21 protein-coding genes are annotated in these 24412 nt (G+C 64.8%); 17 read left to right on the top strand and 4 right to left on the bottom strand.

Annotated features, from left to right (window positions below):
* Window positions 1-71: 71 nt before the first annotated feature.
* The 5 genes from ACTNFK_RS10235 (at window position 72) to infB (ending at window position 9529) form a co-directional block, all read left to right on the top strand.
* Entirely contained in the window at window positions 72-614 is a 543-nt protein-coding gene (locus tag ACTNFK_RS10235) for a hypothetical protein (RefSeq protein WP_435937426.1), read from the top strand.
* Window positions 615-621: 7 nt separating this feature from the next.
* Window positions 622-5211 carry a type VII secretion EssC family protein gene (locus ACTNFK_RS10230; RefSeq protein WP_435937427.1) on the top strand — a complete coding sequence of 1530 codons (4590 nt, stop codon included), beginning with the start codon at window positions 622-624 and terminating at the stop codon, window positions 5209-5211.
* Window positions 5212-5255: 44 nt separating this feature from the next.
* Window positions 5256-6254 (top strand): transcription termination factor NusA, encoded by a 999-nt coding sequence (gene nusA, locus ACTNFK_RS10225; protein WP_435937428.1) that lies wholly within the window; start codon window positions 5256-5258, stop codon window positions 6252-6254.
* Between the two features lie 52 nt (window positions 6255-6306).
* Window positions 6307-6663 carry a YlxR family protein gene (locus tag ACTNFK_RS10220; protein ID WP_445117159.1) on the top strand — a complete coding sequence of 119 codons (357 nt, stop codon included), beginning with the start codon at window positions 6307-6309 and terminating at the stop codon, window positions 6661-6663.
* A 76-nt stretch (window positions 6664-6739) separates the two neighbouring features.
* On the top strand, window positions 6740-9529 hold the full coding sequence (gene infB / locus ACTNFK_RS10215; RefSeq protein ID WP_435937430.1) for a translation initiation factor IF-2: 2790 nt from the start codon (window positions 6740-6742) through the stop codon (window positions 9527-9529).
* A gap of 76 nt (window positions 9530-9605) precedes the next feature.
* Here infB and ACTNFK_RS10210 read toward each other — a convergent pair whose 3' ends face one another.
* Entirely contained in the window at window positions 9606-10109 is a 504-nt protein-coding gene (locus tag ACTNFK_RS10210) for a DUF805 domain-containing protein (RefSeq protein WP_435937431.1), read from the bottom strand.
* Window positions 10110-10250: 141 nt separating this feature from the next.
* Between ACTNFK_RS10210 and rbfA the strand changes: the two genes are divergently transcribed.
* On the top strand, window positions 10251-10805 hold the full coding sequence (rbfA, locus tag ACTNFK_RS10205; protein ID WP_435937432.1) for a 30S ribosome-binding factor RbfA: 555 nt from the start codon (window positions 10251-10253) through the stop codon (window positions 10803-10805).
* On the opposite strand, the gene ACTNFK_RS10200 is transcribed toward rbfA, so the two are convergent.
* Window positions 10802-11737, bottom strand: coding sequence for an HhH-GPD family protein (locus ACTNFK_RS10200; RefSeq protein WP_435937433.1), 936 nt, complete (start codon window positions 11735-11737; stop codon window positions 10802-10804). The genes rbfA and ACTNFK_RS10200 overlap by 4 nt on opposite strands.
* A gap of 57 nt (window positions 11738-11794) precedes the next feature.
* Between ACTNFK_RS10200 and truB the strand changes: the two genes are divergently transcribed.
* From truB to ACTNFK_RS10175, 5 genes are all read left to right on the top strand, one after another.
* A complete protein-coding gene (gene truB, locus ACTNFK_RS10195) occupies window positions 11795-12856 on the top strand; it encodes a tRNA pseudouridine(55) synthase TruB (protein WP_435937434.1) in 1062 nt (353 codons plus the stop codon).
* On the top strand, window positions 12853-13209 hold the full coding sequence (locus ACTNFK_RS10190) for a hypothetical protein (protein ID WP_433646074.1): 357 nt from the start codon (window positions 12853-12855) through the stop codon (window positions 13207-13209). The genes truB and ACTNFK_RS10190 overlap by 4 nt, the downstream gene beginning before the upstream one ends.
* A 24-nt stretch (window positions 13210-13233) precedes the next feature.
* Complete coding sequence (locus ACTNFK_RS10185) at window positions 13234-13716, top strand: hypothetical protein (protein WP_435937435.1); 483 nt, start codon at window positions 13234-13236, stop codon at window positions 13714-13716.
* Window positions 13716-14657, top strand: a complete 942-nt coding sequence (locus ACTNFK_RS10180) for a bifunctional riboflavin kinase/FAD synthetase (RefSeq protein ID WP_435937436.1) — start codon at window positions 13716-13718, stop codon at window positions 14655-14657. The genes ACTNFK_RS10185 and ACTNFK_RS10180 overlap by 1 nt, the downstream gene beginning before the upstream one ends.
* 184 nt (window positions 14658-14841) lie before the next feature.
* Entirely contained in the window at window positions 14842-16977 is a 2136-nt protein-coding gene (locus ACTNFK_RS10175) for a DEAD/DEAH box helicase (RefSeq protein WP_435937437.1), read from the top strand.
* Between the two features lie 80 nt (window positions 16978-17057).
* Here the strand turns inward: ACTNFK_RS10175 and ACTNFK_RS10170 are convergent, their stop codons facing one another.
* A complete protein-coding gene (locus ACTNFK_RS10170; protein ID WP_435937453.1) occupies window positions 17058-17315 on the bottom strand; it encodes a mycoredoxin in 258 nt (85 codons plus the stop codon).
* A gap of 236 nt (window positions 17316-17551) precedes the next feature.
* On the opposite strand from ACTNFK_RS10170, the gene ACTNFK_RS10165 reads away from it, so the two are divergent.
* The 6 genes from ACTNFK_RS10165 to ACTNFK_RS10140 are packed head-to-tail and all read left to right on the top strand — an operon-like array spanning window position 17552 to window position 23774.
* Window positions 17552-18724: an inorganic phosphate transporter gene (locus ACTNFK_RS10165; protein WP_433646069.1), complete on the top strand. Its 1173-nt coding sequence runs from the start codon at window positions 17552-17554 to the stop codon at window positions 18722-18724.
* Complete coding sequence (locus tag ACTNFK_RS10160; RefSeq protein WP_433646068.1) at window positions 18721-18999, top strand: hypothetical protein; 279 nt, start codon at window positions 18721-18723, stop codon at window positions 18997-18999. The genes ACTNFK_RS10165 and ACTNFK_RS10160 overlap by 4 nt, the downstream gene beginning before the upstream one ends.
* Before the next feature lie 9 nt (window positions 19000-19008).
* Window positions 19009-20418 (top strand): aldehyde dehydrogenase family protein, encoded by a 1410-nt coding sequence (locus tag ACTNFK_RS10155; RefSeq protein WP_433646067.1) that lies wholly within the window; start codon window positions 19009-19011, stop codon window positions 20416-20418.
* 46 nt (window positions 20419-20464) lie between these two features.
* Window positions 20465-21646, top strand: coding sequence for an AI-2E family transporter (locus ACTNFK_RS10150; protein WP_433646066.1), 1182 nt, complete (start codon window positions 20465-20467; stop codon window positions 21644-21646).
* Entirely contained in the window at window positions 21643-22914 is a 1272-nt protein-coding gene (ilvA, locus tag ACTNFK_RS10145) for a threonine ammonia-lyase (protein WP_433646065.1), read from the top strand. Before ACTNFK_RS10150 ends, ilvA begins: the two co-directional genes overlap by 4 nt.
* A gap of 14 nt (window positions 22915-22928) precedes the next feature.
* Window positions 22929-23774: an SDR family NAD(P)-dependent oxidoreductase gene (locus ACTNFK_RS10140; protein ID WP_435937438.1), complete on the top strand. Its 846-nt coding sequence runs from the start codon at window positions 22929-22931 to the stop codon at window positions 23772-23774.
* 69 nt (window positions 23775-23843) lie between these two features.
* Here ACTNFK_RS10140 and greA read toward each other — a convergent pair whose 3' ends face one another.
* The gene (gene greA, locus ACTNFK_RS10135) at window positions 23844-24326 is read right to left on the bottom strand and encodes a transcription elongation factor GreA (RefSeq protein WP_433646062.1); all 483 of its coding nucleotides are present in this window, start codon (window positions 24324-24326) and stop codon (window positions 23844-23846) included.
* Window positions 24327-24412: the final 86 nt, after the last annotated feature.

The following is a 24412-nucleotide window of genomic DNA, read 5'->3' as shown; positions in this document are numbered from 1 at the left end:
AGTGTCACCACAGGGTCGGAAGCCTGGCAATCGCACTCGCGCTGTGCGCAGGTCTCGTGGGTTGCGACGAAATGTTTGGCCCCAGTGACGGGCCTGAATCAGAGTCACGTTCCGTCGATGTCTATGGCACACGCAAGTTCAGCCCGGCTTGGGAAACCGGACAGACCGACATGCTCGCAACCTCAGATCTGCAGATCGCCTGGGCGATTGCGGAGACCGAAGAGGCGCTCCTCGTGCTGGGAGACCCGGATGGCTGGGACATGCTGGTGGCTGAGGGGAATTGGGCAGAGTACCGTGACGTGAGGATGCCCGAGTTGCGTGGAACCATGTGTGATTTGGACGATGCGGGCCGTCGCGGTGGCCAAATAGTTGTCTCGATCATTCACGCGAACTACGAACTCACCTACGAGGCGGCCGAGAGGCTTCGCGTGCATTGGATGAAACGCGGGTGGGTCGTCACGGACATCTTCCGGGGCCCGCTTCCCGACGGCATGCCGCTGGTCTATATGCGGGCCGATCGCTACGGCGGGTCTCGCATTTCGTTGTATGCGAGAGACAATGCGGTCGACCTGCGAGTGACCTCCGCGTGTTCGCCGAGCAGTGGCCTGGGGTGAGTGAGAGATGCAACTTAGGCTTGCGGCCCAGTCCAGTTCGGGTGAGACCCAAGAGATTATTTTGTCGTGTGACGTCACGGCGACCGTTGCCGAGGTGGCGCGGGCATTGATCCGCTCGGGGCTCACTGGCGATAGTGAACTCGAGCGGATCGCCACCGCGAGGGCCGCCCCGGCGACCTTGGTTGGTCGTGCGGAGGAACTGGGACCGTGGGTCATGCTTGACCCCGCATCATCAATCTCCCGCAGCGGGCTCCGGTCGGGATGGTCGATTCGGGCGGTGCGCGAGGACGGCACGGAGAGCACCACCCCGCGGCTCATTCCTGCTGTCGGCACGGTCGAAGTGCTTGATGGGCCGCAACGGGGCGCCACATACAGCCTGGTGGCCGGCACCAACTCCGTGGGGCGCGATCCACGCAGTCGGATTCTGCTTGACGAGACGAGCGTCTCCCGCCGTCACGCGTCCATTGAGGTGGGCGAACGGGTGCTCGTGCGTGATCTCGGTTCGGCCAATGGCACGACGGTCGACGGCACGGTGCTGGATGGCTCGCCTCAGGGCGGGGTGATCTTGGGCGGCGTCGGAGATGGCCGGGGAGCGGCAGCAACCGCAATGATGAGCGCTGAGGTGACGGTCGGCACCGTGCGGCTCAGGCTGCACCTCACCGGGGTGCCCGATCTGGCACGCAGCGATGCGCTCTCCCCGACACACCCCCACACACGAGAGCCGCACGTGTCCCCTCGATTCTCGGGTTCCGAGCGTCAACTCCCGCAGCCGCCCGCACCTTCACCAGCCAGTAAGCTGCCGCTCCTCGCCATGCTTGCCCCGGCGATGCTAGGCCTCGCGATGTATGCGGTGACGGGATCGGCGATCAGTCTCCTGATGATCGCCTTCAGCCCGCTTATGATGGTTGGCTCGTGGCTTGACGGCAGGGTGACGGGGCGGCGCGCCTTTCGACGCGACAGCGTCGTCTTTGATGCGGCGGTGCGGGCGGAGCGCGCGGCACTCGAGGCGCTTCGAGATGAAGAAATTGGGGCGCGCAAATCCGAGGCGCCGAGCATCACGGATATTGCTGGCGCGATCGAATCGCGAGGCTCGATGCTGTGGATGCGGCGTCCCGAGCATCGGGCGTTTCTCGAGCTTCGCCTCGGTGAGGGAACCCTGAGCAGCCGCACCGCGACGCTGATGCCCGACCGCGGCCAATGCCGTCCTGAGCACTGGTCGGCCCTGCAAGATCTTGCTTCGCAATTTGCGTCGGTCGGACCGGTTCCGGTGCTCGAACGCCTCGACCGCAGCGGTTCAATTGGCGTTGCCGGAGAGCCGCACTGGGCGGAGGGGTGCGCCCGCTCCCTGGTGCTGCAACTCGTCGGCCTCCATTCTCCGGCTGAATTCGCGCTGGCCTGTTTCGCAGCCCCTCGGCACCTCGGCGAGGGGCACAGTGATTGGCGGTGGCTCGGGTGGCTGCCCCATGTGGATCCACCCGCCGGCCCACTTCGTGCCTGGCCGCTCGCGAGCGACGAACACACCCAGGCCACGCTGCTTGCAGGCCTGGAGGGTGTGCTCGCGGCACGAATGGCGCACGCTCAGTCCCGACGCACCGTGCGCTCGCACCTGGATCCCGGTGTTTCTGGTGGCTCCGCGGAGGCTGTCACCGAGTTGCCCATGCTGCCCGTCATCCTCGTGCTGGTACTCGACACGGGTGGCATCGATCCGGCGCGCCTGATCGCGCTTGCCGAAGCAGGGCCGGATGTGGGCATTCACTTGCTGTGGGTCGCCGCGCGAAGTGCAGAGGTTCCTGCGGCCTGCCGAACCCTCATCGACATCGATCGCGGTGAGGCGCACGTGCGCGTGACCCGCAGCAGCGAGACCGTTCGATTGAGCAGGCTGGAGTTTCTTGATGAGCCCGGGGGGCGTGCCCTCGCACGGTCGCTCGCCCCGGTCGTCGACACGGCCACACGGCCGCTGGATGATAGCGACCTTCCCGAGGCCCTCGCGCTGCGAGACGTGCATCCCATCGATGTGCTCGGCGGTGGCCACCCAATACTCGCGTCTTGGCGAGCCTCCGGATCACTGAAGGAGGCCTGGCAATCAGGGGAGCGGCGCGAACCAATCTGCCTCGACGTGGTCGTCGGGCAGGGGCCAGAGGGCGCAGTCAGGCTCGATCTCCGGGCACAGGGTCCGCACGCTCTCGTCGGGGGCACGACGGGATCGGGAAAGTCGGAGTTCCTGCAGAGTTGGATCATGTCGCTCGCAGCGACGGTCAGCCCCGACTGTCTCTCGTTCCTTCTGGTCGATTACAAAGGCGGAGCGGCGTTCGCAGAGTGCGCCGAGTTGCCGCACACGGTGGGGCTCGTGACCGATCTCGATCAGCATCTCGTGCGGCGCGCGCTGACCTCGCTGCGGGCCGAGCTGCGTCACCGGGAGGAACTGCTCGCTAGCCGGGGAGCGAAAGACCTGGTCACACTGGAGCGACGATCAGAAGCGGCGGCTCCGCCCGTGCTGGTGATCGTGATCGATGAGTTCGCGACGCTCGTGCGGGAGGTGCCCGAATTCGTCGAGGGCATCGTCGATATCGCCCAGCGTGGTCGATCGCTCGGCATTCATCTGATTCTCGCGACGCAGCGGCCTGCGGGTGTCATCACCGAGAACCTGCGGGCGAACACCAATCTTCGTATCGCGCTTCGTGTGGCTGATGGCGCAGACAGCAGTGACGTGCTTGGGGTAACCGATGCGGCGAGCTTCGACCCGGCACACCCCGGTCGCGCCGCCTATCGAGTCGGAGCGGGGCCTATCGAGCATTTCCAGACCGGGTATCTCGGAGGCCACCCCGCGCAGGCGATCGATCCGGGGATTGCCTTCCATTCGCTCGGGTTTCGACGCACCGAACCCTGGCCGATTCCACCCGAACCCGCATCCCTGCGACCACACGGAGCGCGCACTCGCGACATCGTGCGTCTGCTCGCGGGAATCACGGCTGCATCCGCGGCCGCGCGGCTCGGTGCACCCCGCAGGCCGTGGCTCGATCCGCTTCCTCTGGTGATCGACTGGGCGTTGCTGTCGCAGTTGGTGCCGAACGAAGAGGAACAGGCCAGCGGCGAATCGCCAGTGATCGGACTCGCAGATCTGCCTCAGCGACAGCGGCACGACATCTATGCGCTCAACTTCGAGCGGCTCGGCAACGTCGCACTCGTCGGCGCAAGCGGCACCGGGAAAAGTTGCGCACTCCTCACGATCGCCGGGGCGCTTGCCGCCCAAGCAATCGAGGATCCGGTGCACATCTACGCGATCGACGCCGCTGGCGGAGCGCTTGAGACGCTTCGTGAACTCCCGACGGTGGGGGCAGTCGCGTCGCTTCCCGATGTCGAGCTTGTTGATCGGATACTCCGACACGTCTCTGAGCTTGTCGCCGAGCGGGGAAATCGATTCGCAGCGGCACGCGCCAACAGCCTCACCTCGTTTCGCTCCACGGCAGATGGTGCGGCGGAGCCGAGAATTGTGCTGTTCATCGACGGGTTCTCGATGTTCCGCTCCGAAAGCGAATCCCTGGGTGCGCGAAATGCACGCTTGACGCAACTCGCCGACATTATGCAATCGGGCAGATCCGTGGGGGTGCACGTGGTCGTTACAGCGGATCGGCCCGCCGCGCTTCCTGCGGCGCTCGCCGCCAGCGTGCAGGAACATCTCGTCTTTCGGCTCGCGGGCGCATTTGATTATGCGCAGCTGGGGGTGCCCGCGGAAATGCTCGCGAACGCACCCGCCGGGCGCGCGGTGATCGCGAGGAATTCGGTCGAAGTGCAGCTTGCGCTGCTGGAGGGAAGAGCGGATCTCGGCGGTCAAGCTCGCGCGATCGAGGCCCTGGCTGTCTCGCTTCGTGACCGTGGTGTGAGCCCGGCGATGCCCCTGCGCAACACCCCAGAGCGCGTGCTTTTGGAATCGCTCCCGACAGCGATCGAGGATCGACCTGTCGTGGGAATCGAGTCGCAGGACTTCAGCCCGATTGGGATTCCCCTCTCCGGGCTGGCTGTGGTGTCTGGGCCGCCAGGATCAGGCCTCACCAGCGCGCTGAAGACCTGTGTGGCCGCCTGTGACCGGCGTGCATCTGGACGAGGAGAGTACGTGAGGCGGATTCTTCTGAGTCTTGCTGAGGACACGCTCCTGTGGGGCCGGCCGTGGGACAGAGCGGCGCACGGGGCGGAGGCGGTCGCCGCGATGGCACGCGAGTTGATCACTGAGTTGGGTCAAGGTGCGTCACCCAACGCTCACACCGTCATCGCGGTCGAACGTGCGGCCTATGCAGAAGGCACCGAGGCGCTTTCTGCGCTCGTAGCACTGGCGAAGGCCTGCCGGCGAGCGGAGGTGCTGCTCATTGTGGAATACGAACTCGGAGCCGCTGCGGGTGTCTGGGATCTCCTTGGGGTACTCAAACAGGCGCGGTGGGGGGTCGCGCTTCAGCCCGACGAAACCGACAGCGGCACCCCGTTTCGTAACGTGTTTGGACGGGTGCGGCGAGGGGACTTTCCACCGGGGCGGGGCTTCGTTATCGAGGGCGGCCGGGCGACACCGGTGCAGCTTGCGCTTGGCTGGGGTATTCTGGAGGACTGATCCGCCAGGGCGGAACCTGACAGCTGAATAATATGGAGGCCACTGTGAAAATCGACCTCGCCATGCTTCGTGGGCTTGAGCGCGAAAAAGAGATCCCCTTCGAGGAACTCGCGGAGATTATTGAGCAGGCGATCCACTCGGCCTACATCAAGCACATCGTGGGTCTCGGTCAGCCCGAACCCAAAGATGACCAGGTGCGCGTGACGCTTGACCGGAAGAGCGGCGAAATCTCCGTCTTCGTTCCGGAACTTGACGACGCCGGTCAGGTGATCGGCGAGGCCGTTGTGCCGACCGAAGAGTTTGGTCGGATTGGCGCGAATGCCGCAAAGCAGGTCATCAACCAGCGACTGCGTGATCTCACTGATGATGCGGTTCTTGGCCAGTTCAAAGACAAAGAGGGACACATTCTCTCCGGAGTTGTGCAGCAGGGGCCAAACCCGCGCATGGTGCACATCGACCTCGGAGACCTTGAGGCGATCCTGCCACCCGAGGAGCAGATACCCGGCGAGGACTACAGTCACGGCACGCGGCTTCGGGTGTATGTCACCAGCGTTTCCAAGGGCCTCAAGGGTCCGCAGGTGACCGTCTCGCGCACGCACCCAGGCCTGGTACGTCGACTGTTCGAACTTGAGGTTCCCGAACTCTCCGCCGGCATCGTTGAGATCGTCGCTCTCGCCCGTGAAGCCGGCCACCGCACAAAGGTTGCCGTGCGGGCGCATCAGCAGGGCATCAACGCCAAGGGCACGTGCATCGGCGAGATGGGCCGACGTGTGCGCGCGGTCATGAGCGAACTGGGCGAAGAGAAGATCGACATCGTCGACTACTCACCCGACCTCCCGACGTTCGTCGCGAACGCGCTGTCACCCTCCAAAGTGACCGATGTCTTCATGCTGAACGAGTCGTTGAAGCAGGTGCGCGCGCTGGTTCCCGACTTCCAGCTCTCTCTGGCCATCGGCAAGGAGGGCCAGAACGCTCGCCTCGCCGCGAAGCTCACGGGCGCGAAGATCGACATTCAGCCGGATTCCGTTATGGAATCCGACTGATTGGAGGTCGATCTTCGCGCATCCTGCGGAGCGCTCACTAGCGTGACGGAGGATGTCCGGAGTTTCGACATTCAGCCGGATTCCGTTATGGAATCCGACTGAACTCCCACAACGACACGCCCGGGGAACGATCACAGAGGAAGCTGGTAAGATGATTCCGGTTCGAACGTGTGTTGCGTGCCGCCGAAAGGCGTCCCGCAGCGAGTTGTTCCGGGTCGTGTTGCGCGAGGGTCGATTGAATTTCGACGAGCGTGCGGTACTCCTCGGGCGCGGAGCGTGGGTACATCCCACTCCGCAGTGTCTTGAACTAGCGGTGTCGCGCGGAGCCTTCGTGCGTGCATTGAAGGCATCAGGGAAACCTGATCCTGGCCCCTTAGAGAACAGGCTAGAAACACTCATGGACAACTAATGAGCGGCTCACAATGAGGCCCGTCCGATAATTATGGTTCTCGCCTGTCTGGGGCGTGAACCCAGACAGGAGAAAAGTGGCAAACCCACGCGTACACGAGATAGCTGCAGAGCTCGGTGTAGATAGCAAGGTCGTTCTGGCCAAGCTGAAAGATATGGGCGAATTCGTCAAGGCGAGTTCGTCGGCCGTTGCGCCGCCAGTCGCGCGCAAGGTCAAGGCAGCGCTTCAGGCAGAGGGCGTCGCAAGCCCCAAGGCTGAGGAGGCCGCAGGAGCGACAAAGCCCGCGACGAGCGCACCTCGCCCCGGCGCCCGGCCCTCGGCTGCAAAGCCCGGCCCGAAGCCCCCGGCTCCGTCGGCGCCGCCGGCACCAGTCGAAGCGCCAGCTCCGGCGCCGGTTCAGCAGGGCGCACCGGAGAAGCCAGCCCCTTCGCGCCCCGCTGCGAAGAAGTCCTCGGCGCCTTCCGCGCCCACAACGCCCGCGGCAGCATCAGATGCGGCCGAAGCACCTCAGGCAGAGGGCGCCGCGACCGATGCTGCAAAGCCCGCGGCCGCAAAGCCCTCTGGCTCGAAGCCAGGACCCAAACCCGGTGGTCCGCGTCCGGGTAACAACCCGTTCGCAACCAGCCAGGGTATGGGCATTCCTCGCCCACCGCGTCCGGGCAATAACCCGTTCGCTCCCGCTCAGGGAATGGGCCGGAAGGGCCCGAACCCGGGGAATATTCCGCGTCCGACCCCTCGTCCGGCTCCCGGTGCAGCTGGTGCTCGTCCAGGTGGTCCAGGCCGTCCGGGTGGTGCCGGTGCGCGTCCGGGTGGTCCCGGCCGTCAAGGTGCCGGTGCCGGTGGTGCCGCACCCGGTGGGGGCTCAGGCTTTGGCCCGCCACGTCCACCCGCCGGTGGGTTTGCGGGTCGAGGCCGTGGAGGCCGCGGTGCTGGCACCGCCGGCGCGTTCGGCCGTGGTGGCTCCAAGAACAAGGCACGGAAGTCGAAGCGGGCGAAACGGGCAGAATTCGAACTGCGGGAGGCCCCGTCGCTTGGCGGCGTGAGCGTACCCCGCGGTGACGGAACGACCGCGGTACGACTGCGCCGTGGCGCGTCGCTCAGCGACTTTGCCGACAAGATTGGCACCAGTGCCTCGAATCTTGTCACCGTGCTCTTTCACTTGGGTGAGATGGCTACCGCGACCGAGTCGCTCGATGAGGCAACGTTCCAGGTCCTCGGTGAGGAACTGGGTTACCGCATCCAGGTTGTCTCGCCCGAGGACGAAGACCGCGAACTGCTCGAGGGCTTCGATATCGATATCGAGAGCGAGCTCGAGGAAGAGGGCGACGATGTGCTCGTCATCCGTCCTCCAGTCGTCACCGTCATGGGTCACGTTGATCACGGTAAGACCCGCTTGCTCGACGCGATCCGCAAGGCGAACGTGGGCGGCGGCGAGGCCGGTGGTATCACCCAGCACATCGGTGCTTATCAGGTGCACACCGAGCACGATGGTGTGGATCGTGCGCTGACGTTTATCGACACCCCGGGTCACGAGGCGTTCACCGCCATGCGTGCTCGTGGCGCACAGGTCACCGACATCGCGATCCTCGTGGTTGCGGCTGATGACGGCATCATGCCGCAGACCATCGAGGCTTTGAACCACGCACAGGCGGCCAACGTGCCAATTGTGGTCGCGGTAAACAAGATCGATAAGGAAGATGCCAATCCGCAGAAGGTACGTCAGCAGCTGACTGAGTTCGGGCTGGTTGCCGAGGAGTATGGCGGCGATGTCATGTTCGTCGACGTCTCGGCAAAGAGTGAGATCGGTATTTCCGAGTTGCTCGATGCGGTGCTGTTGACCGCAGATGCCGGGCTTGATCTGCGCGCGAACCCCAACAAGCACGCCCGTGGTGTTGCCATCGAGGCCAAGCTCGACAAGGGTCGCGGTGCGGTTGCTACCGTGCTCATTCAGTCGGGTACTCTGCGCGTGGGCGACGCGATCGTGGCGGGCACGGCCTATGGCCGTGTGCGTGCCATGCTCGATGAGAACGGCGACGCGGTTGCAGAGGCCCTGCCTTCTCGCCCCGTGCTCGTTCAGGGCTTGTCGAGTGTTCCGCGTGCTGGCGACAACTTCATTGTGGTCGGTGAGGATCGCACCGCGCGCCAGATCGCTGAGAAGCGTGAAGCTGCTGAGCGCAACGCCCTCCTGGCGAAGGCGCGCAAGCGTATCAGCCTTGAGGACTTCACCAAGGCGCTGGAGGATGGCAAGGTCGAATCCCTCAACCTCATCATCAAGGGTGACGTGTCTGGTGCCGTTGAGGCGCTGGAAGAGTCGCTCATGAAGATCGAGGTTGACGATTCGGTGCAGCTGCGCATCCTGCACCGCGGTGTGGGCGCGATCACCGAGAGCGATGTTGACCTGGCGACGATCGATAACGCGATCGTCATCGGCTTCAATGTGCGCCCCGATGTGAAGGCCCGCGAGCGTGCAGCGCGCGAGGGCATCGACATCCGCTTCTACAACGTCATCTACAACGCGATCGACGACATTGAGCAGTCCCTCACGGGCATGCTCAAGCCTGAGTACGAAGAGATTCGTTCGGGTGTGGCCGAGATCCGCGAGGTGTTCCGTTCCTCCAAGATCGGTAACATCGCCGGCGTCATTGTTCGCAATGGCACCATCACGCGCAACGCGAAGGCGCGCGTGATTCGCGACGGCGTGGTGGTTGCCGATGGCCTCGCCATCGAGTCGCTCCGCCGCTTCAAGGATGATGTCACCGAGGTCAGGACTGACTTCGAGTGTGGTATCGGCCTCGGCAAGTTCAACGACATTCAGATCGGTGACGAGATCGAGACCACCGAGATGGTGGAGAAGCCGCGCGCGTAGAGCATCAGCGTGACAGACGACGCAGGGGGTGGGTCCGAATCGGACCCACCCCCTGCGTCGTTTGTTCTGCGCGGTACTACTTGTCGAAGCGTCGACCCTCGGGCTTCGGCGGCAAGAGCGACATGATGAACAGAATGAGGCCACCGACAGACGGGATGAGCGCCAGGAAGTAGAACGGGCCAGCCAGGTTGACATCGTGAAGTCGACGCCACTGCAGGGCGATCGACGGAACGAGCGTCGCGAGCGCAAAGATGCTGAGTACGACCAGGAGCGCAATCGCGAGACCCGGCAGCTCAGCGGTGCCGTCTTCGGTGACACCGGCGGTGGCCGTGACGATGCCGATGAGCGCACCGAAGACTGCCGAGACGATGACCATGAAGAGCGTGAGCATCCAGTACTCGCTGCGCGAGGCGCGCCCGGAGAACGTCGCGTAGTTCTTGAAGAACCGCGAGATTGCCTGCCCGAATGTTGCGCCGTAAAGCGGGCGGTTCAGAACGCTGGGCGATGTCGCGCCGTCGTAGGGTTCGCCCGGGCCGGGGTTGCCGTACCGGGCGGTAGAAGCCGCGGGAGGTGTTGTCATTAAGAAAAATCCAATCTTGTATGGTGTGCAATTTCTGACTCTAGTGGAGTGCAGACGGTCCGGGCACAACGGCGCGGTGGTGATCTTGGAGGTGGCACGTGTGCACCCCCTCGGGAGAGCGAAGCGCGGTAGTCTGAAGGCATGAGTAATCCCAGGGCAGGCAAGGTCTCAGAGCGGATCCAGCAGATCATCGCGCGTAGGCTCGAAAAGGGTCTCCGTGACCCCAGATTGGGTTTCGTGACCATCACCGATGTGCGTGTCACGGGTGACCTGCAGCACGCGAGCATCTTCTACACCGTGTACGGCACGGAAGAGGAGCAGGCAGACTCTGCCGCCGCGTTGAAGGCAGCGACGGGCATGTTGCGGTCCGAGGTGGGGAAGCAGCTGGGCACGCGTTTAACTCCTACGCTGGAGTTCATTCACGACGAGCTACCTGAGAGCGCCGAGCACCTGAGCGAGCTGCTGGCCGAGGCGCGGCGCCGCGACGATGAGGCGAAGGCACTGGCCGCAACCGCCCAGTATGCCGGTGATCCCGACCCCTATCAGAAACCCCGCGACGAGGAGGCCGACGCAGACGGCGACGACCTCGAGGAGGAAGCCCTCGAGGCCCTCGACGAGGTCGACGATGAGTTTGACGACGAGGACGAGGACGGCCTTGACGAAGAAGAGCTCGAAGAAGAAGAGGAACGCGACTAGGGCAGTCGCAGCCGACCGTCGAACTCCACGAGGAGTCCATCGCTGAGTAGGGAGTCGAGCGCCCGCTCAGCCTGCAGTGGATCACGCGCCGACTCAGCACCCATAGCGTCGAGCGCGTGAAGTGCGTCACCTCGTGGCACGGGTTCGCTGGCGCTGCGCAACAGCGCCATGATTCGCCCCCGAGTTTGCCGGTCGCTGCCAGCGAACGCGGCCTGCTTGGGTCGCCGCTCGGGCGCGTTTGCCGGGTAGCCAGCCCCGCGCCACTCACACCAGGCTGCCACGGGGCACTCGACGCAGCGGGGCAACCGGGCGGTGCACACGGTCGCTCCAAGCTCCATCGCCGCGGCGTTAAAGACTTGCGCCTCGGCCGGTGCCTCGGGGAGCAGCGCGGCCATATCGTCGAGATCACCGGCACGCGGCATGCCGGCTGCGGCCCGTCCGTGCACGACGCGAGCAAGCACGCGCCGGGTATTGGTGTCGACTACCGGGTGCCGCTCGCCAAACGCAAATGCGGCGACCGCGCGGGCGGTATAGGGCCCCACGCCGGTCAGGCCCAGGAGGGTGTCGAGGTCGCGTGGCACCGCATCGTCGTGCTGGGTGGCGATCTCGCTGGCAGCGCGGTGGAGCCAGAGGGCGCGGCGAGGGTAGCCGAGCCGATCCCACGCCCGCACCGCCTCGCCCGGTGCCTCGGCGGCAAGGCGGGAGGGAACCGGCCAGCGTTCGACCCACGCGAGATAACGCGGCACCACCCGGTCGACCTGAGTCTGCTGCAGCATGAACTCGGAGACGAGCACGTGCCAGGGGGCGACCCCCGCGCCACGCCAGGGAAGCGGGCGGGCCTCGCGAGCGAACCAGGCCCCGAGCGCCGCGGCAAGCCCCGAGAATCGTTCCCTCGCAGGCCTGCCGTCCTGATCCTTCACACGTTCGCTCACGCGCCCAGTGTAGTGAGCGAGTGAGTTCTCACACTGATACGAAGTAGGCTGAGACAAATGGAACACACACCGAACGGCATCCTTCTCATTGACAAGGCCGAAGGCTGGACAAGTCACGACGTGGTCGCCAAAGCGCGGCGAGCGCTGGGCACCCGGAAGGTTGGCCACGCCGGCACCCTCGACCCGATGGCGACGGGCTTGCTTTTGCTGGGCGCGGGCCCCGCGACCCGGCTCCTCACGCACCTTGTGGGCCTCGACAAGACCTACCTCACCACCATTCGTCTCGGCTACTCCACGGTCACCGACGATCGAGAAGGCGAGACGGCGCGTGTCGCCGAGCCCGGACATATCGCGGAGCTCGCGCGGCACCCGGCCTGGCTGCACGAGGCCGTCGCGGCCCTCACCGGCGACATCAAGCAGAAGCCGAGCGCCGTCAGCGCCATCAAGGTCGACGGCAGGCGCGCGTACGATCGGGTGCGCGCGGGCGAGCAGGTTGAACTGACGAAGCGCCCAGTCACGATTCATGAATTCTCGATCGGTGAGCCCCGCATGCTGACCATTCGAGACGAGGATGGGCACGAGATCGATGTGCTCGAGATCGATGCCACGGTGCGCTGCAGCTCGGGCACCTACGTGCGCGCGCTGGCACGTGACCTCGGTGCCGCTCTCGACGTGGGTGGACACCTGACGGCGCTGCGGCGCACCGCGGTGGGTCCCTTCACAGTGGATCAGGCAGCATCGAACGAAGCGCTCGCCGACGGCGGCATTGGGCGCGAGGCGCTGCTCACCCCGACCGATGTGGCCGCCAGTCTCTTTCCGGTGCTGCGACTGACCCCCCAGCAAGAGATCGACCTGGGGCACGGGAAACGACTCGACCTGCCGCACGGGCAGTGCGAGAACACGCCGCTCGCCGCGGCGATCGCCGAAGACGGCAGGCTTGTGGGATTGGTGAAGGTCGAACGCGGACGCACCCGAGTCGTCACGAACTTCCCTCCGGCGACCGTTGAGGTGCCTGAGACTCCTGAGACTCCTGAGGTTCCTCAGGACCCAGGGGCTCCCAGCGCTCCCGAGTCCACCGATGCTTCAACGACAGCGGAGGCCTCGGAGACCTCAGCATGATTCTGTGGTTCGCTGTCGCGCAGATGGTGGTGGGCGTGAGCGGCGCGATCGTAAGCCTCTGGGTGTTCGCGCGCAAGGGCGGCCCCAACGACTACACGCTCGGAGCCACCCTCCTGCTCGGGGTGCTTTTGCTCGCGCAGATGGTGGTCTCGATCGTGGCCCCGTTCTCGGGCAACCCGGCGGTGGGCGATCCACTGGAATTCTGGATGTATCTGATCACCGCGGCCGCACTGCCGTTTGGGGTCGGCATCTGGGCCCTGATCGATCGAAAGCGCACCGCGAACCTCGTGCTTGCGGTCATGCAGGTATCGGTCGCGGTGATGGTCTTTCGCATGCTGGTGATCTGGGGCTAAACTCGCCGCGGTAAGCTTCTAGGCGTGCCAAATTTCGAACGCAGTGGGGTGACTGACGCTCAGCGAGCCGCACAGCCGCGCACCGACGGCCTCGGTCGGGTGCTCATCACCGTGTACTTGATCCTCGCACTCGCCGCGACGCTGCGCGCGGTCTATCAGATCGTCGCGAAGTTCGACGAGGCACCGGTCGCCTACAGCCTGTCGCTGGCATCAGGTGTCGTGTACATCATCGCCACCATCGCACTCATGCAGCGCACGGGCCACTGGCGCACCGTGGCCTGGGCGGCCCTCATCTTTGAGTTCGCCGGGGTGATCATTGTGGGCACGCTGAGCCTGGTCATTCCAGAGTGGTTTGCGCACGACTCGGTGTGGTCGTTCTTTGGCATGAACTACTTCTGGATCCCGCTCGTGCTTCCGGTACTGGGCATGATTTGGCTGCGGCGCGATGCGCGAGGCCTGGTCGAACCCGACCGCACGTCTGCAAGTGAATCGGAGAGTCAATACTGATGCAGATCTACACGACCGTCGACGAGATCTCCGCAGACGCGTTTGCAAACGGCGGCGCCGTCGCCATTGGGAAGTTCGATGGAGTACATCGGGGCCACCGCGCGCTCCTCGCGCGCACAGGGGAAGCTGCCGCGGAGCGAGGGCTTGATCCACTGGTCTTCACCTTCGCGAATAACCCGCTGAGCTTTCTGAAACCCGAACTTTGCCCGGCCCCCATCATGAGCCGCGCGCAGCGACTTGACGCGCTGGCCGCCGCCGGAGTGACCGCCTGTGTGATGGTGCCCTTCGACGCCGCACTCGCCGCGCTGTCGGCCGAAGATTTCGTGACCGAGATGCTCGTGCAACGCCTCCATGTGAAGTACCTCTGCGTCGGGGCCGATTTCAGGTTCGGGCGTGGCGGCGCGGGAGATGTCGCTCTGCTGGAAGAAATGAGCACCAAGCTCGGTTTTGTCGTCGAGGTCATCGACGAGGTCGAAGACGAGGAGGTCGGTCGAGTATCTTCGTCCCGTGTTCGGGAGGCGATCATCGCCGGCGATGTCGCACGTGCCGCTCGGATGATGGGTCGCCCGATGTCAGTGCGCGGCGAGGTTGTGCACGGAGACGCGCGGGGTCGAGACCTCGGCTTCCCGACCGCGAATCTGGGCGGCGAGGTTGAGGGCCTGCTGCCCATCGACGGCGTGTTCGCCGGTTGGGCGATAGTTGACGGGGTGCGTCACCCGGCCGCAATCTCGGTCGGAGTGAACCTCACCTTTGAACCCGAGGGTTCGCCCCGAGTCGAAGCCTTCCTGATCGATTTCACCGGCGATCTCTACGGAAAGCGGATCGAGGTGCAGTTCGTCGAGCGTCTTCGCGGCATGGTTGCCTACTCGGGGGTTGAAGCGCTCGTCGTTCAAATCGAGGAAGACGTGCGTGCGACTCGTGAGATTCTGGCAATGCACTAACTGGGCTGCGCCGTTGTTGGCGGGTTGTCAGCGGGCGGATCCCGGCGACTGCTAGAATTAGGCTTGGTTTCACCCGCGTGAGTTCCCCCCGCCGCCGTGCAATGCACGTCATCAGGCCGAGAACCTCGGGTGGCCGCGCATCCCTCCACTCTGAGGGTGTGCGTTTTCGCTGATCAGGAGATCCATGGCATCCACCACTGCCACGCGTTCGGGTAAGTCCAAGAGCTCAGGCAAGGGCACCGCGCGCAAACGCCACACCAATAACGCCGGGCTCATCCCGCTCCTCGCTCGCGCCGTGCGCGAGGTCGAGGCATCGGCCCAGCGTGGCAAGGCCACCCCGGCGAATCGTACGAAGTTTCACGTTATTGCGTTGCTCATGCGCGAGGAGCGCGCGCGAGTGAAGACCGAAGAGGGTCTTAGCGACGCAGAGCGCGCCGAGACGCTCAAGCGGCTTGACGGTGTTGCCTCGATCCTCGCGAAGACCGCCGCGCGCGACACCTCGCTCATCACGATGCTCGAGCCGGCCGCCCCGATCACCGAGGCCACTCGCGCGCTGAAGCGGAAGATGATGGAACAGGCCGGCATCGACCTGCCTCGGCTGGTGATCGAGCCCGAGCCCGTGGCTACGTACGTGCCGCCCGAACTCGCAGAGCGGCAGGTTGAACCTCCCGGGGTTGACTCCCGACTGCTGTCGCAGCCGTTTCTCGCGCCGGATCTCTCGCGCACGCACACCCCGACACCCGTGGTGCGACTCGCCAACTGGGAATTGCTCTCACCGCTGTTGAAGTCATTTGAGCAGGGCGGCGGCGGATCCGCCTGTATGGATCTGCCCGAGGCGCCCGTGCCCGACCGGCTGGCACCCAAGGGTCTTGAACTTATGCCGCACCAGGCGAGGTTCCTCGCGAGCGTGCGCGACGGCCACCGCAGTTTTCTCCTGGCCGACGAGCCTGGCCTGGGAAAGACGGCACAGTCGGTGATCGCAGCCTCGGTTGCCGATGCCTACCCGCTGCTCGTCGTCGTGCCGAACGTCGTGAAGATGAACTGGGCCCGCGAGGTGGAACGCTGGACCCCGCAGCGTCGGGTCACCGTGATTCACGGCGACGGCGCAGATATTGACGCGTTTGCCGACGTGTTCGTGGTGAACTACGACATTCTCGACCGACACCTCAACTGGATCTCACGCTTTGGGTTCAAAGGTATGGTCGTCGACGAGGCGCACATGATCAAGAACGTGCAGTCGCAGCGTTCGCGCAACGTGCTCGCGCTGGCGGATCGGATCCGTGACCGAGTTCCCGGCGGGCGCCCGCTGCTGCTTGCTCTGACCGGCACCCCGCTGATCAACGACATCGATGACTTCCGGGCAATCTGGCGCTTTCTCGGCTGGACCGATGCGGAAAAGCCGGGCCCTGAGCTGCTGTCGGCCCTTGAATCGAACGGGTATACGCCCGCAGATTCGGCCTTCTACCCGGCGGCCAGGCAGACCGTGATCGATCTCGGCATCGTGCGCCGCCGCAAGATTGATGTCGCGGCGGATCTGCCCGCCAAGCGTGTGGTTGACCTGCCGGTCGAGCTTGACGATGATTTGGGTCGCGGTATCCGCGAAGCCGAGCGTCAGTTGGCCACAAAGCTCATGGATCGCTTCGCTCGCATTAAGGCGGGTAAGCTCGGCCGCGACCTCAGCGACGAGGCCGTCATCCGGATGGCCTCTGCCCAGGAGCTTGAGGATTCGACCGCGCAGGCAACGGGCCTCAATGTCTTCACCATGGTGCGTCAGATCGGCCAGGCGAAGGCCGGCCTTGCGGCAGACTACGCTGCGCAACTCGCGCGCTCCGTCGGGAAAGTGGTCTTCTTTGCGAAGCACATCGACGTGATGGATCGCGCCGAGGCCGCCTTCGCCGATCGCGGTCTGAAGACGATCTCGATCCGTGGCGACCAGACGGCGACATTTCGGCAGGCCCAGATCGACGCGTTCAACAGCGACCCCGAGGTTGCCGTTGCGGTGTGCTCGCTGACCGCGGCGGGCGTCGGCGTGAACCTGCAGGCCGCGTCAGATGTTGTGCTCGCGGAGCTGAGTTGGACGGACGCCGAGCAGACGCAGGCGATCGACCGTGTGCACCGCATCGGCCAGGAAGAGCCGGTCACCGCCTGGCGTATCGTTGCCGCGCAGACGATCGACGCGAAGATCGCCGAACTGATCGACACCAAGGCGGGCCTGGCTGCACGCGCGCTCGACGGTGCCGAGGCGAAGCGTGAAGAAGAGGAATCGGTGCAGATGCTCGCACTCATGCACGTTCTGCGCGGGGAGCTCGGCCTACGGTAACCGCCGGTACTTGCGTCGGGCGGCCCGCCTCAGCCAGATCGCCTCGGGCCGCGCGCTCCCGAAGGCTCGCTCCTCGCGGGCTAGGCGGTGAGGCGCTGCTTCACTTCGTTGAGCGAAGGGTTCGTTGCCGCGGTGCCGTCGGGAAAGAGCACGGTGGGCACCGTGCGGTTACCTCCATTAATGGCCTCGACGAGTTCCGCGGTGCCGGGCACCTCCTCAACGTCGATTTCGGTGTAGCCGATCCCTTCGGCATCGAGCATCTTCTTGAGGCGCTTGCAGTACCCACACCACTCGGTTGAGAACATGGTGATCTGTCCAGCTTCGGGCACGAAATCGATGCTCATGGAGTCCTCCTGGTCGGGCTACATCGCGGCTGGCGCACGCGAGAATGCCGTGATTGAGTGTACCCGGCGAAATGGGGAGGAAAGCTTCGGAGCAAAACACCCAGCTCGACTTGACCTTGCCGCGGCGAGATGTCAGCATAAACTGCACGCGCGCGCTAGTGAACTTTGGGTGAATCCTTCGTGGCCAGCAGGTGTGCGCCACGAAGCAAACTCTCGAACGAAAGACGCCGGTGGACCTCACTCTGATCGTGTTGCTCGTCATCGTGCTCGCACTCTTCTTTGACTTCACCAACGGCTTCCACGACACGGCGAACGCCATGGCCACCCCGATTGCCACGGGAGCGCTCAAGCCGAAGACCGCAGTGCTCATCGCGGCGATCCTCAACCTCATTGGCGCGTTTCTCTCGACTGAGGTTGCGAAAACGATTTCGGGCGGGCTGATCAACGAGGGCGACGGCGGAGTGCTCATCACGCCTGAGATGATCTTTGCGGGGCTCATTGGGGCGATCATTTGGAACCTCCTCACCTGGCTGTACGGACTGCCGTCGAGTTCCTCCCATGCGCTGTTTGGTGGCCTCATCGGTGCCGCGTTGGTCGGTGCCGGAATCGAAGCGATCAACGGTGGGGTGCTGCTCTCGAAGATTCTCATCCCCATGGTGGCGGCACCGCTGACCGCCGGGGTGGTGGCCTTCACGGCGACGAAGGTCGCCTACGCGATCACTCGCCGTCACGACGGTCGTAAGGACGGTCGCGGTCGGTTCCGCCACGCCCAGGTCGCCTCGTCGTCGCTCATCGCGCTCGCGCACGGCACCAATGACGCGCAGAAGACCATGGGCGTCATCACGCTGACGCTGGTCGCCGCGAACCTGCAAGCGCCGGGCAGCGGGCCACAACTCTGGGTGATCGTCGCCTGCGCCCTCGCCATCGCGATCGGCACCTACTCCGGCGGGTGGCGCATCATCCGCACGATGGGCGCCGGTCTGACCCAGGTCAAGCCGGCTCAGGGCTTCGCCGCAGAGACCAGCACCGCGGCGACGATTCTCGCCTCCACCCACCTGGGTTTTGCGCTTTCGACCACCCAGGTCGCCTCCGGATCGGTGATCGGCTCGGGCCTGGGGCGTCGGCGGTCTAGCGTGCGTTGGGGAACCGTGGGCCGGATCGCCACTGGGTGGCTCTTCACGCTGCCGGCCGCAGGTGCGGTGGGTGCCCTCGCGGCCGTCATCGCGCACCTCGGCACCGTGGGCATCGTCATCGATTCCGTGCTCGGCTTCGGATTCATCCTGTTTATCTTTTGGCGTTCCCGGCGCAATCGGGTTGATCACTCCAATGCGATTGCCGTGCCAGACGTCAACCGGGCGGGCCGCGCGGTGCACATCGGGCGCAAGAAGGGGGCTCGCTCGTGATCGACTGGATGTCGTTTGTCATCGTCTTCGTCGCGTCGATCGCCTCAGCGATCACGCTCGTGGCACTGTACTCACTGGGTATTCGTTTCCTCGCCACACCCCCGCGCGTTGAGGCCGGGCCGGTGCCGAGCGCCCCGCGCGACGATGAAGACGACGACGTTGATCCGCTGGGTCGCCCGCGCTGGGCCACCATCGCCGCCTATACCTGCTTCGCGCTCTCCGCTGCTGGCGTACTTTTTGGTATCTATTTGATCGTGCCTGCCCTGCACGGTTAGGTTGTGAGCATGCCCGAGTCTCACGTCACCGAATCAGCGATCACCACCATCGTCGCTGGGGTGCGCCACTCCTTCGCGCAGGGTGTGACGAGGCCGGAGGCGTGGCGCAGGAAACAGCTTCTCGCCTTGCGGAGCATGCTCATTCGGCACGAGGGCGAGTTCGAGGCCTCGTTGCACGCAGACCTGGGCAAATCCGGTGTCGAATCGCAGCTTACCGAGATTGGGTTCTTGGTGGGTGAGATCGATCACACCCTCGCGCACCTCTCACAGTGGATCAAGCCGCGCCGCGTTGCGGCGCCGCTCGCGCTCCAGCCGGCGACCGCTCGTATCGTGGCGGAGCCCCTGGGTGTCGCACTGATCATCGCCCCGTGGAACTATCCGCTCATGCTCGCGCTGTCGCCGCTAGTGGGTGCACTCGCCGCCGGCAACGCGGCGATTGTAAAGCCGAGCGAACTCGCGCCAGCCACGAGTGCCACCCTGGCGAGGCTCATACCCGGGTACCTCGACCGGCGCGCGCTCGCGATCGTCGAGGGCGGGGTGCCCGAGACCACCGCGCTGCTTGCAGAGCGGTTTGATCACATCTTTTACACGGGCAACGGCAGAGTCGGCCGCATCGTCGCCCGGGCGGCTGCGGAACACCTCACCCCGATCACCCTCGAACTTGGCGGAAAGTCACCGGTCTACATCGACGAGACCGTGGCACCTGCCGACGCGGCAAAGCGGATCGTCTGGGCAAAGTACCTGAACGCGGGTCAGACCTGCGTCGCACCCGACTACGTGTTGGGTACGCGCGAGGTGCTCGCACGGCTCGCCCCGCACCTGGCCGACGCGATCCACTCGCTGTATGGCAACGCCGTGCAGCGCAACCCCGACTACGGTCGGATCGTGAATGATGCGCAGTTCGCGAGGCTCGTCGGGTATCTCGCCGACGGAACCGTCGTGGCGGGTGGCGGAAGTGACGCATCCGAGCGCTTCATCGAACCGACCGTGCTCGCGGGAGTCGCACGCGACTCGGCCGTGATGCGCGATGAGATCTTCGGGCCGATTCTGCCGCTGGTTGAGGTATCCGGCATTGACGACGCGCTGGAGTTCGTGAGCGGTCGAGACAAGCCGCTTGCGGCCTACGTGTTCAGCGACGACAGGTCGGTGCGCGCACGGTGGGAGCGAGAGACGAGCTCCGGTGCGCTCACGTTCAATGCGCCGATCATGCACCTCACCGTGCCCGATCTCCCGTTTGGCGGGGTGGGGCCAAGCGGCCAGGGCGCCTATCACGGCGAGCGATCCTTTCTCACGTTCAGCCACGAGAAGGCGGTGCTCGCGAAGTCGCTGCATCCCGACACCCTCGGCCCGACGGTGATGCCACCGTTCACCCGAGCAAAGGAGGCGCTCGTGCGTGGGTGGCTCGGAAAGCTGCGGTAGTCGGCGCCACACACGGCGGCATGCGCCCCATCGCTAGGATGAATCCGTGGAAGAGCAAAGCCGACAAGTGAGCGCGGAGACCGAGCTGCCGCTCGGGGTGCGCGTTGCCGCGGCGTGGTCATGGCGACTCATCATTATCGGAGCCGCGATCGCTGCACTGTTGTGGCTCATCGTGCAGGTGCGAGTGTTGGTTGTGCCGGTCATGGTCGCGATCCTCCTCACCGCCCTGTTGCAGCCCATTGTGAGCCTGTTCGTCAAGCGCGGCTGGCCCCGCTGGGCAGGGGTGGTGACCGCGCTTCTCGCGTTCCTGCTCGCGGTGACGGCGCTCGTCTGGCTGATCGTCAGTCAACTGCGTGGCGGGTTTGGCGATGTGGCTCGGCGATCCAGCATCGCGTGGAATGACTTTCTGAAGTGGATCGAATCGGCACCGTTCGGCCTTTCGGCCGAGCAGGTCAATGGCTTCATCGGTCAGCTGGTGAACACCATCGAAACCCACCAAGATGAGATTTGGAGTGGCGCTCTCGCGGTGACGACCACTGCAGGACAACTCATCACCGGTTCTCTGCTGGCACTTTTCTCCCTTATTTTCCTCCTGATCGATGGCAAGAGAATTTGGTTTTGGGTGCTCGGGTTCCTCCCGAGGAGCGCCCACGCGCCGGTGCACTCGGCCGGCCTCGCCGGGTGGATCTCAGTGGGTCAGTACGTGCGCGTTCAGATTTTCGTCGCCTTTGTCGACGCGGTGGGGATCGGCCTGGGTGCGCTGATTCTTGGAGTGCCGCTCCCGATCCCGATCGCCATCCTCGTCTTTCTGGGGTCGTTCATACCCTTTCTGGGTGCCATCACCACCGGGCTTCTGGCCACGTTTATCGCACTCGTGTACAACGGCCCGGTCAACGCGTTGCTCATGCTCGGCGTGGTCATCCTCGTGAACCAGATCGAGGGGCATGTGCTGCAGCCGCTCGTGATGGGCAACGCGGTTCGGGTGCACCCGCTCGGGGTCGTGCTGGCGGTCTCTGCGGGCGCCCTGCTGGCGGGCATTCCCGGTGCACTCTTTGCGGTGCCGATCGCGGCATCAGCAAGCGCCATCGTAAACACGCTCATGGCTCGAAAGTGGGATCCGGATGACACGCCGGTCGCCAGCTTTCTCCACCACGATAAACGTTCGCGGGAAGCCAAACACCGGGCCCGTAACGTCGCGCGGATCACGCGCAAGGAAGGAAAAGTATGACCGAGCAGGTCGTGGTTTCGCCCGAGACCGAGTCATTCGTGCCGCCGACCCTGTCGGAGTTCGAAGACACACTCGACATCGTGCACCGTGTGGCCCGCGTCACGCCATTGGAATCGTCCCGCTATCTGGCCGAGATTCTGGGAGTGCCGAAGGTCTATCTGAAGTGCGAAAACCTCCAGCGCACCGGTGCCTACAAGCTGCGGGGGGCCTACAACCGACTTCGGCAGCTGAGTCCCGAAGAGCGTTCTCGGGGGGTCGTGGCGGCTTCCGCCGGCAACCACGCGCAGGGTGTGGCCTTCGCCGCACGCGAGCTCGGCATTCAGGCAACCATCTTCATGCCGCTCGGAGTGGCGCTCCCCAAGCTGCAGGCGACGCGTCGATACGGCGCCGAGGTGCACCTGATTGGCGACAACTTCGATGCCACCTTGGCAGCCGCGCGCGAGTTCGTGGCAGAGTCCGGTGCGATGTTCATTGCGCCCTTTGATCACCCCTCGGTGATCCTCGGGCAGGGCACCGTGGCACTCGAGATGCTCGAGGCGGCCCCGGAAATAGAGACCATCGTTGTGCCGATCGGCGGCGGCGGACTGATTTCCGGCGTCGCCGCTGCGGCGAAACTGATCGCCGAGCGCGATGGGCGAAGCATTCGCATCGTGGGGGTTCAGGCGGAGAATGCCGCCTCATTTGGCCCGTCACTTGAGGCTGGTGAGCCCGTGAGCATCCAGACCAGCCCGACCATCGCTGACGGGATCGCCGTCGCCAGGCCCGGCGATCTGACCTTCCAAATGGTGCAACGGTACGTCGATGAAGTCGTCACGGTGAGTGATGACGACATCGCGCGTGCGATCGTGATGCTGCTGGAGCGCACCAAGCTGGTGGTCGAGCCGGCAGGTGCAGCGGGCGTGGCCGCCCTCCTCATGAACCGGGTGCAGGTGTCGGGCCCCACCGCGACGATCCTCTCGGGCGGCAACATCGATCCACTGTTGCTGCAGCGGGTCATTGGTCACGGGCTCGCCGCCTCCTCGCGATATCTCAAACTGCGCATCCTCTTGCCCGACATTCCGGGGCAGCTTGTGCGTACGGCGAGTATCGTCGCCAGCAAGAATGCCAACGTCGTCGAGGTCGTTCACACACGGCATGCCACCGAGCTGCCCATCAGCGATGTCGAGCTGGAGCTGCACATCGAGACCCGAGGCCCCGAGCATGGGCAGGAGGTCGTCAGTGCGCTTCGCGACGCTGGATACCGTGTTCGCCTCGGTGAGCGCTACTAGGAAGGGATCGCCCGATGCTACGTAGCCCGAAGCGAAGCAGATCGGCCGCCGGGGCGGTCGTCGTCATCACCGGTGCCGCGCGTGGCATGGGTGAAATCTATGCCAGGCTTGCCGCAGACGAGGGTGCCGCGGCGATCGCTCTGTGGGATCTGACCCCCGAACCCATGGAAAAGCTTGCGCGAGAACTCGAGGCTGTGGGATCCAAGGTGCGTTGCTTCACGGTCGACATCGCCGACCGAAACCAGGTTGCCGAAGCAGCCGAGCGCACCCTCGCTGAGCTCGGCACGCCAGACATCCTGGTGAACAACGCGGGGATCGTGCGCGGGGTGCCGTTCTGGGAGCATGATTCCGAACGTGACATCGAGGCGACCATGCGGGTGAATACGCTCGCCCCGATGTGGCTCACCCGGGCCCTTCTGCCCGCGATGATGGCCGACCGCGCGCGCTCGAAGCGGATCCTGAACATAGCCTCCGCAGCCGGAACACTCGCGAACCCCAACATGAGCGTCTACGCGGCCTCGAAGTGGGCAATGATCGGCTGGAGCGAGTCGCTGCGGCTCGAACTTGAACGCGCGGGCACCGGCAATGTCGTCGTCACCACGTTCGTGCCCAGCTACGTGTCGACCGGCATGTTTCAGGGTGCTCGGGGGCCCCTCTTGACCCCCATCATGCGGCCAGAAGCCGCGGTCCGGGCTGCCTGGTCGGGCATGTTGTCGGGCACGCCCGTTGTTGCCAGGCCGTGGACGGTGAAGCTCGCCATGGCGCTGCGTGGGGTGCTCCCCACGAGGGCCTGGGATCTCATCGCAGACCGGGTGTTCAGAGTGTATTCGTCAATGGATCACTTCGTGGGCCGGGGCTAGTCAGCTGACCATTGACGACTGAGGGCGCCGAGTCGGTTGACCCGGCGCCCTCGTTCGAGTGTCGTCGCGTCAGCCGGCGTAGGTGTCGACGCCGAGAATCTTCACGTCAATCTCTTTGCCGTTCGGCGCGGTGTAGCTCGCGGTGCCGCCGACTTTCAGGCCCAGGATCGCGGAACCGAGCGGGCTCTCAGCGCTATATACCTCGATGCCCTCGCCGTCGGCGATTTCGCGGTTGCCGAGCAGGAAGCGCTCCTCGTCGCCCATGATCTCCGCGGTGATGACCGTGCCCACCTCGACGATTCCGCGGCTTTTCGGCGCCTCGGCCACAACAGCGTGCTTCAACAGTTCTTGGAGATCGCGGATCCGCGCCTCCATCTTCCCCTGCTCGTCTTTTGCGGCGTGGTACCCGCCGTTCTCCTTGAGGTCGCCCTCTTCGCGCGCGGCCTCGATGCGCGCGGTGATGTCTCGTCGGCCGGGGCCGGAAAGGTGGTCAAGCTCGCCCTTGAGCCGGTCGTAGGCTTCTTGGGTGAGCCAGGTGTGATTGTCTTCCATGCTGGATCCTCCATCGAATCTGCGAATCTATCATTGCTGCGGATCTCCCGCAGATGTAGCTATGCCCCAGCAGTGCCGGGGCTTGC

The organism is Leucobacter fengyongliangi, from assembly GCF_052386045.1.
Note: the sequence above shows the minus strand (reverse complement) of the source record. Positions and strands in the feature narration are given on the sequence as shown.

Excerpts from the sequence above, each read along its gene's own strand:
- rbfA (WP_435937432.1), top strand. The coding sequence starts at position 10,251 with ATGAGTAATCCCAGGGCAGGCAAGGTCTCAGAGCGGATCCAGCAGATC.
- ACTNFK_RS10230 (WP_435937427.1), top strand. The coding sequence starts at position 622 with ATGCAACTTAGGCTTGCGGCCCAGTCCAGTTCGGGTGAGACCCAAGAG.
- ilvA (WP_433646065.1), top strand. The coding sequence starts at position 21,643 with ATGACCGAGCAGGTCGTGGTTTCGCCCGAGACCGAGTCATTCGTGCCG.
- ACTNFK_RS10210 (WP_435937431.1), bottom strand. The coding sequence starts at position 10,109 with ATGACAACACCTCCCGCGGCTTCTACCGCCCGGTACGGCAACCCCGGC.
- ACTNFK_RS10155 (WP_433646067.1), top strand. The coding sequence starts at position 19,009 with ATGCCCGAGTCTCACGTCACCGAATCAGCGATCACCACCATCGTCGCT.
- ACTNFK_RS10175 (WP_435937437.1), top strand. The coding sequence starts at position 14,842 with ATGGCATCCACCACTGCCACGCGTTCGGGTAAGTCCAAGAGCTCAGGC.
- ACTNFK_RS10190 (WP_433646074.1), top strand. The coding sequence starts at position 12,853 with ATGATTCTGTGGTTCGCTGTCGCGCAGATGGTGGTGGGCGTGAGCGGC.
- ACTNFK_RS10140 (WP_435937438.1), top strand. The coding sequence starts at position 22,929 with ATGCTACGTAGCCCGAAGCGAAGCAGATCGGCCGCCGGGGCGGTCGTC.
- greA (WP_433646062.1), bottom strand. The coding sequence starts at position 24,326 with ATGGAAGACAATCACACCTGGCTCACCCAAGAAGCCTACGACCGGCTC.
- ACTNFK_RS10180 (WP_435937436.1), top strand. The coding sequence starts at position 13,716 with ATGCAGATCTACACGACCGTCGACGAGATCTCCGCAGACGCGTTTGCA.
- ACTNFK_RS10235 (WP_435937426.1), top strand. The coding sequence starts at position 72 with ATGTTTGGCCCCAGTGACGGGCCTGAATCAGAGTCACGTTCCGTCGAT.
- ACTNFK_RS10220 (WP_445117159.1), top strand. The coding sequence starts at position 6,307 with ATGTCCGGAGTTTCGACATTCAGCCGGATTCCGTTATGGAATCCGACT.
- truB (WP_435937434.1), top strand. The coding sequence starts at position 11,795 with ATGGAACACACACCGAACGGCATCCTTCTCATTGACAAGGCCGAAGGC.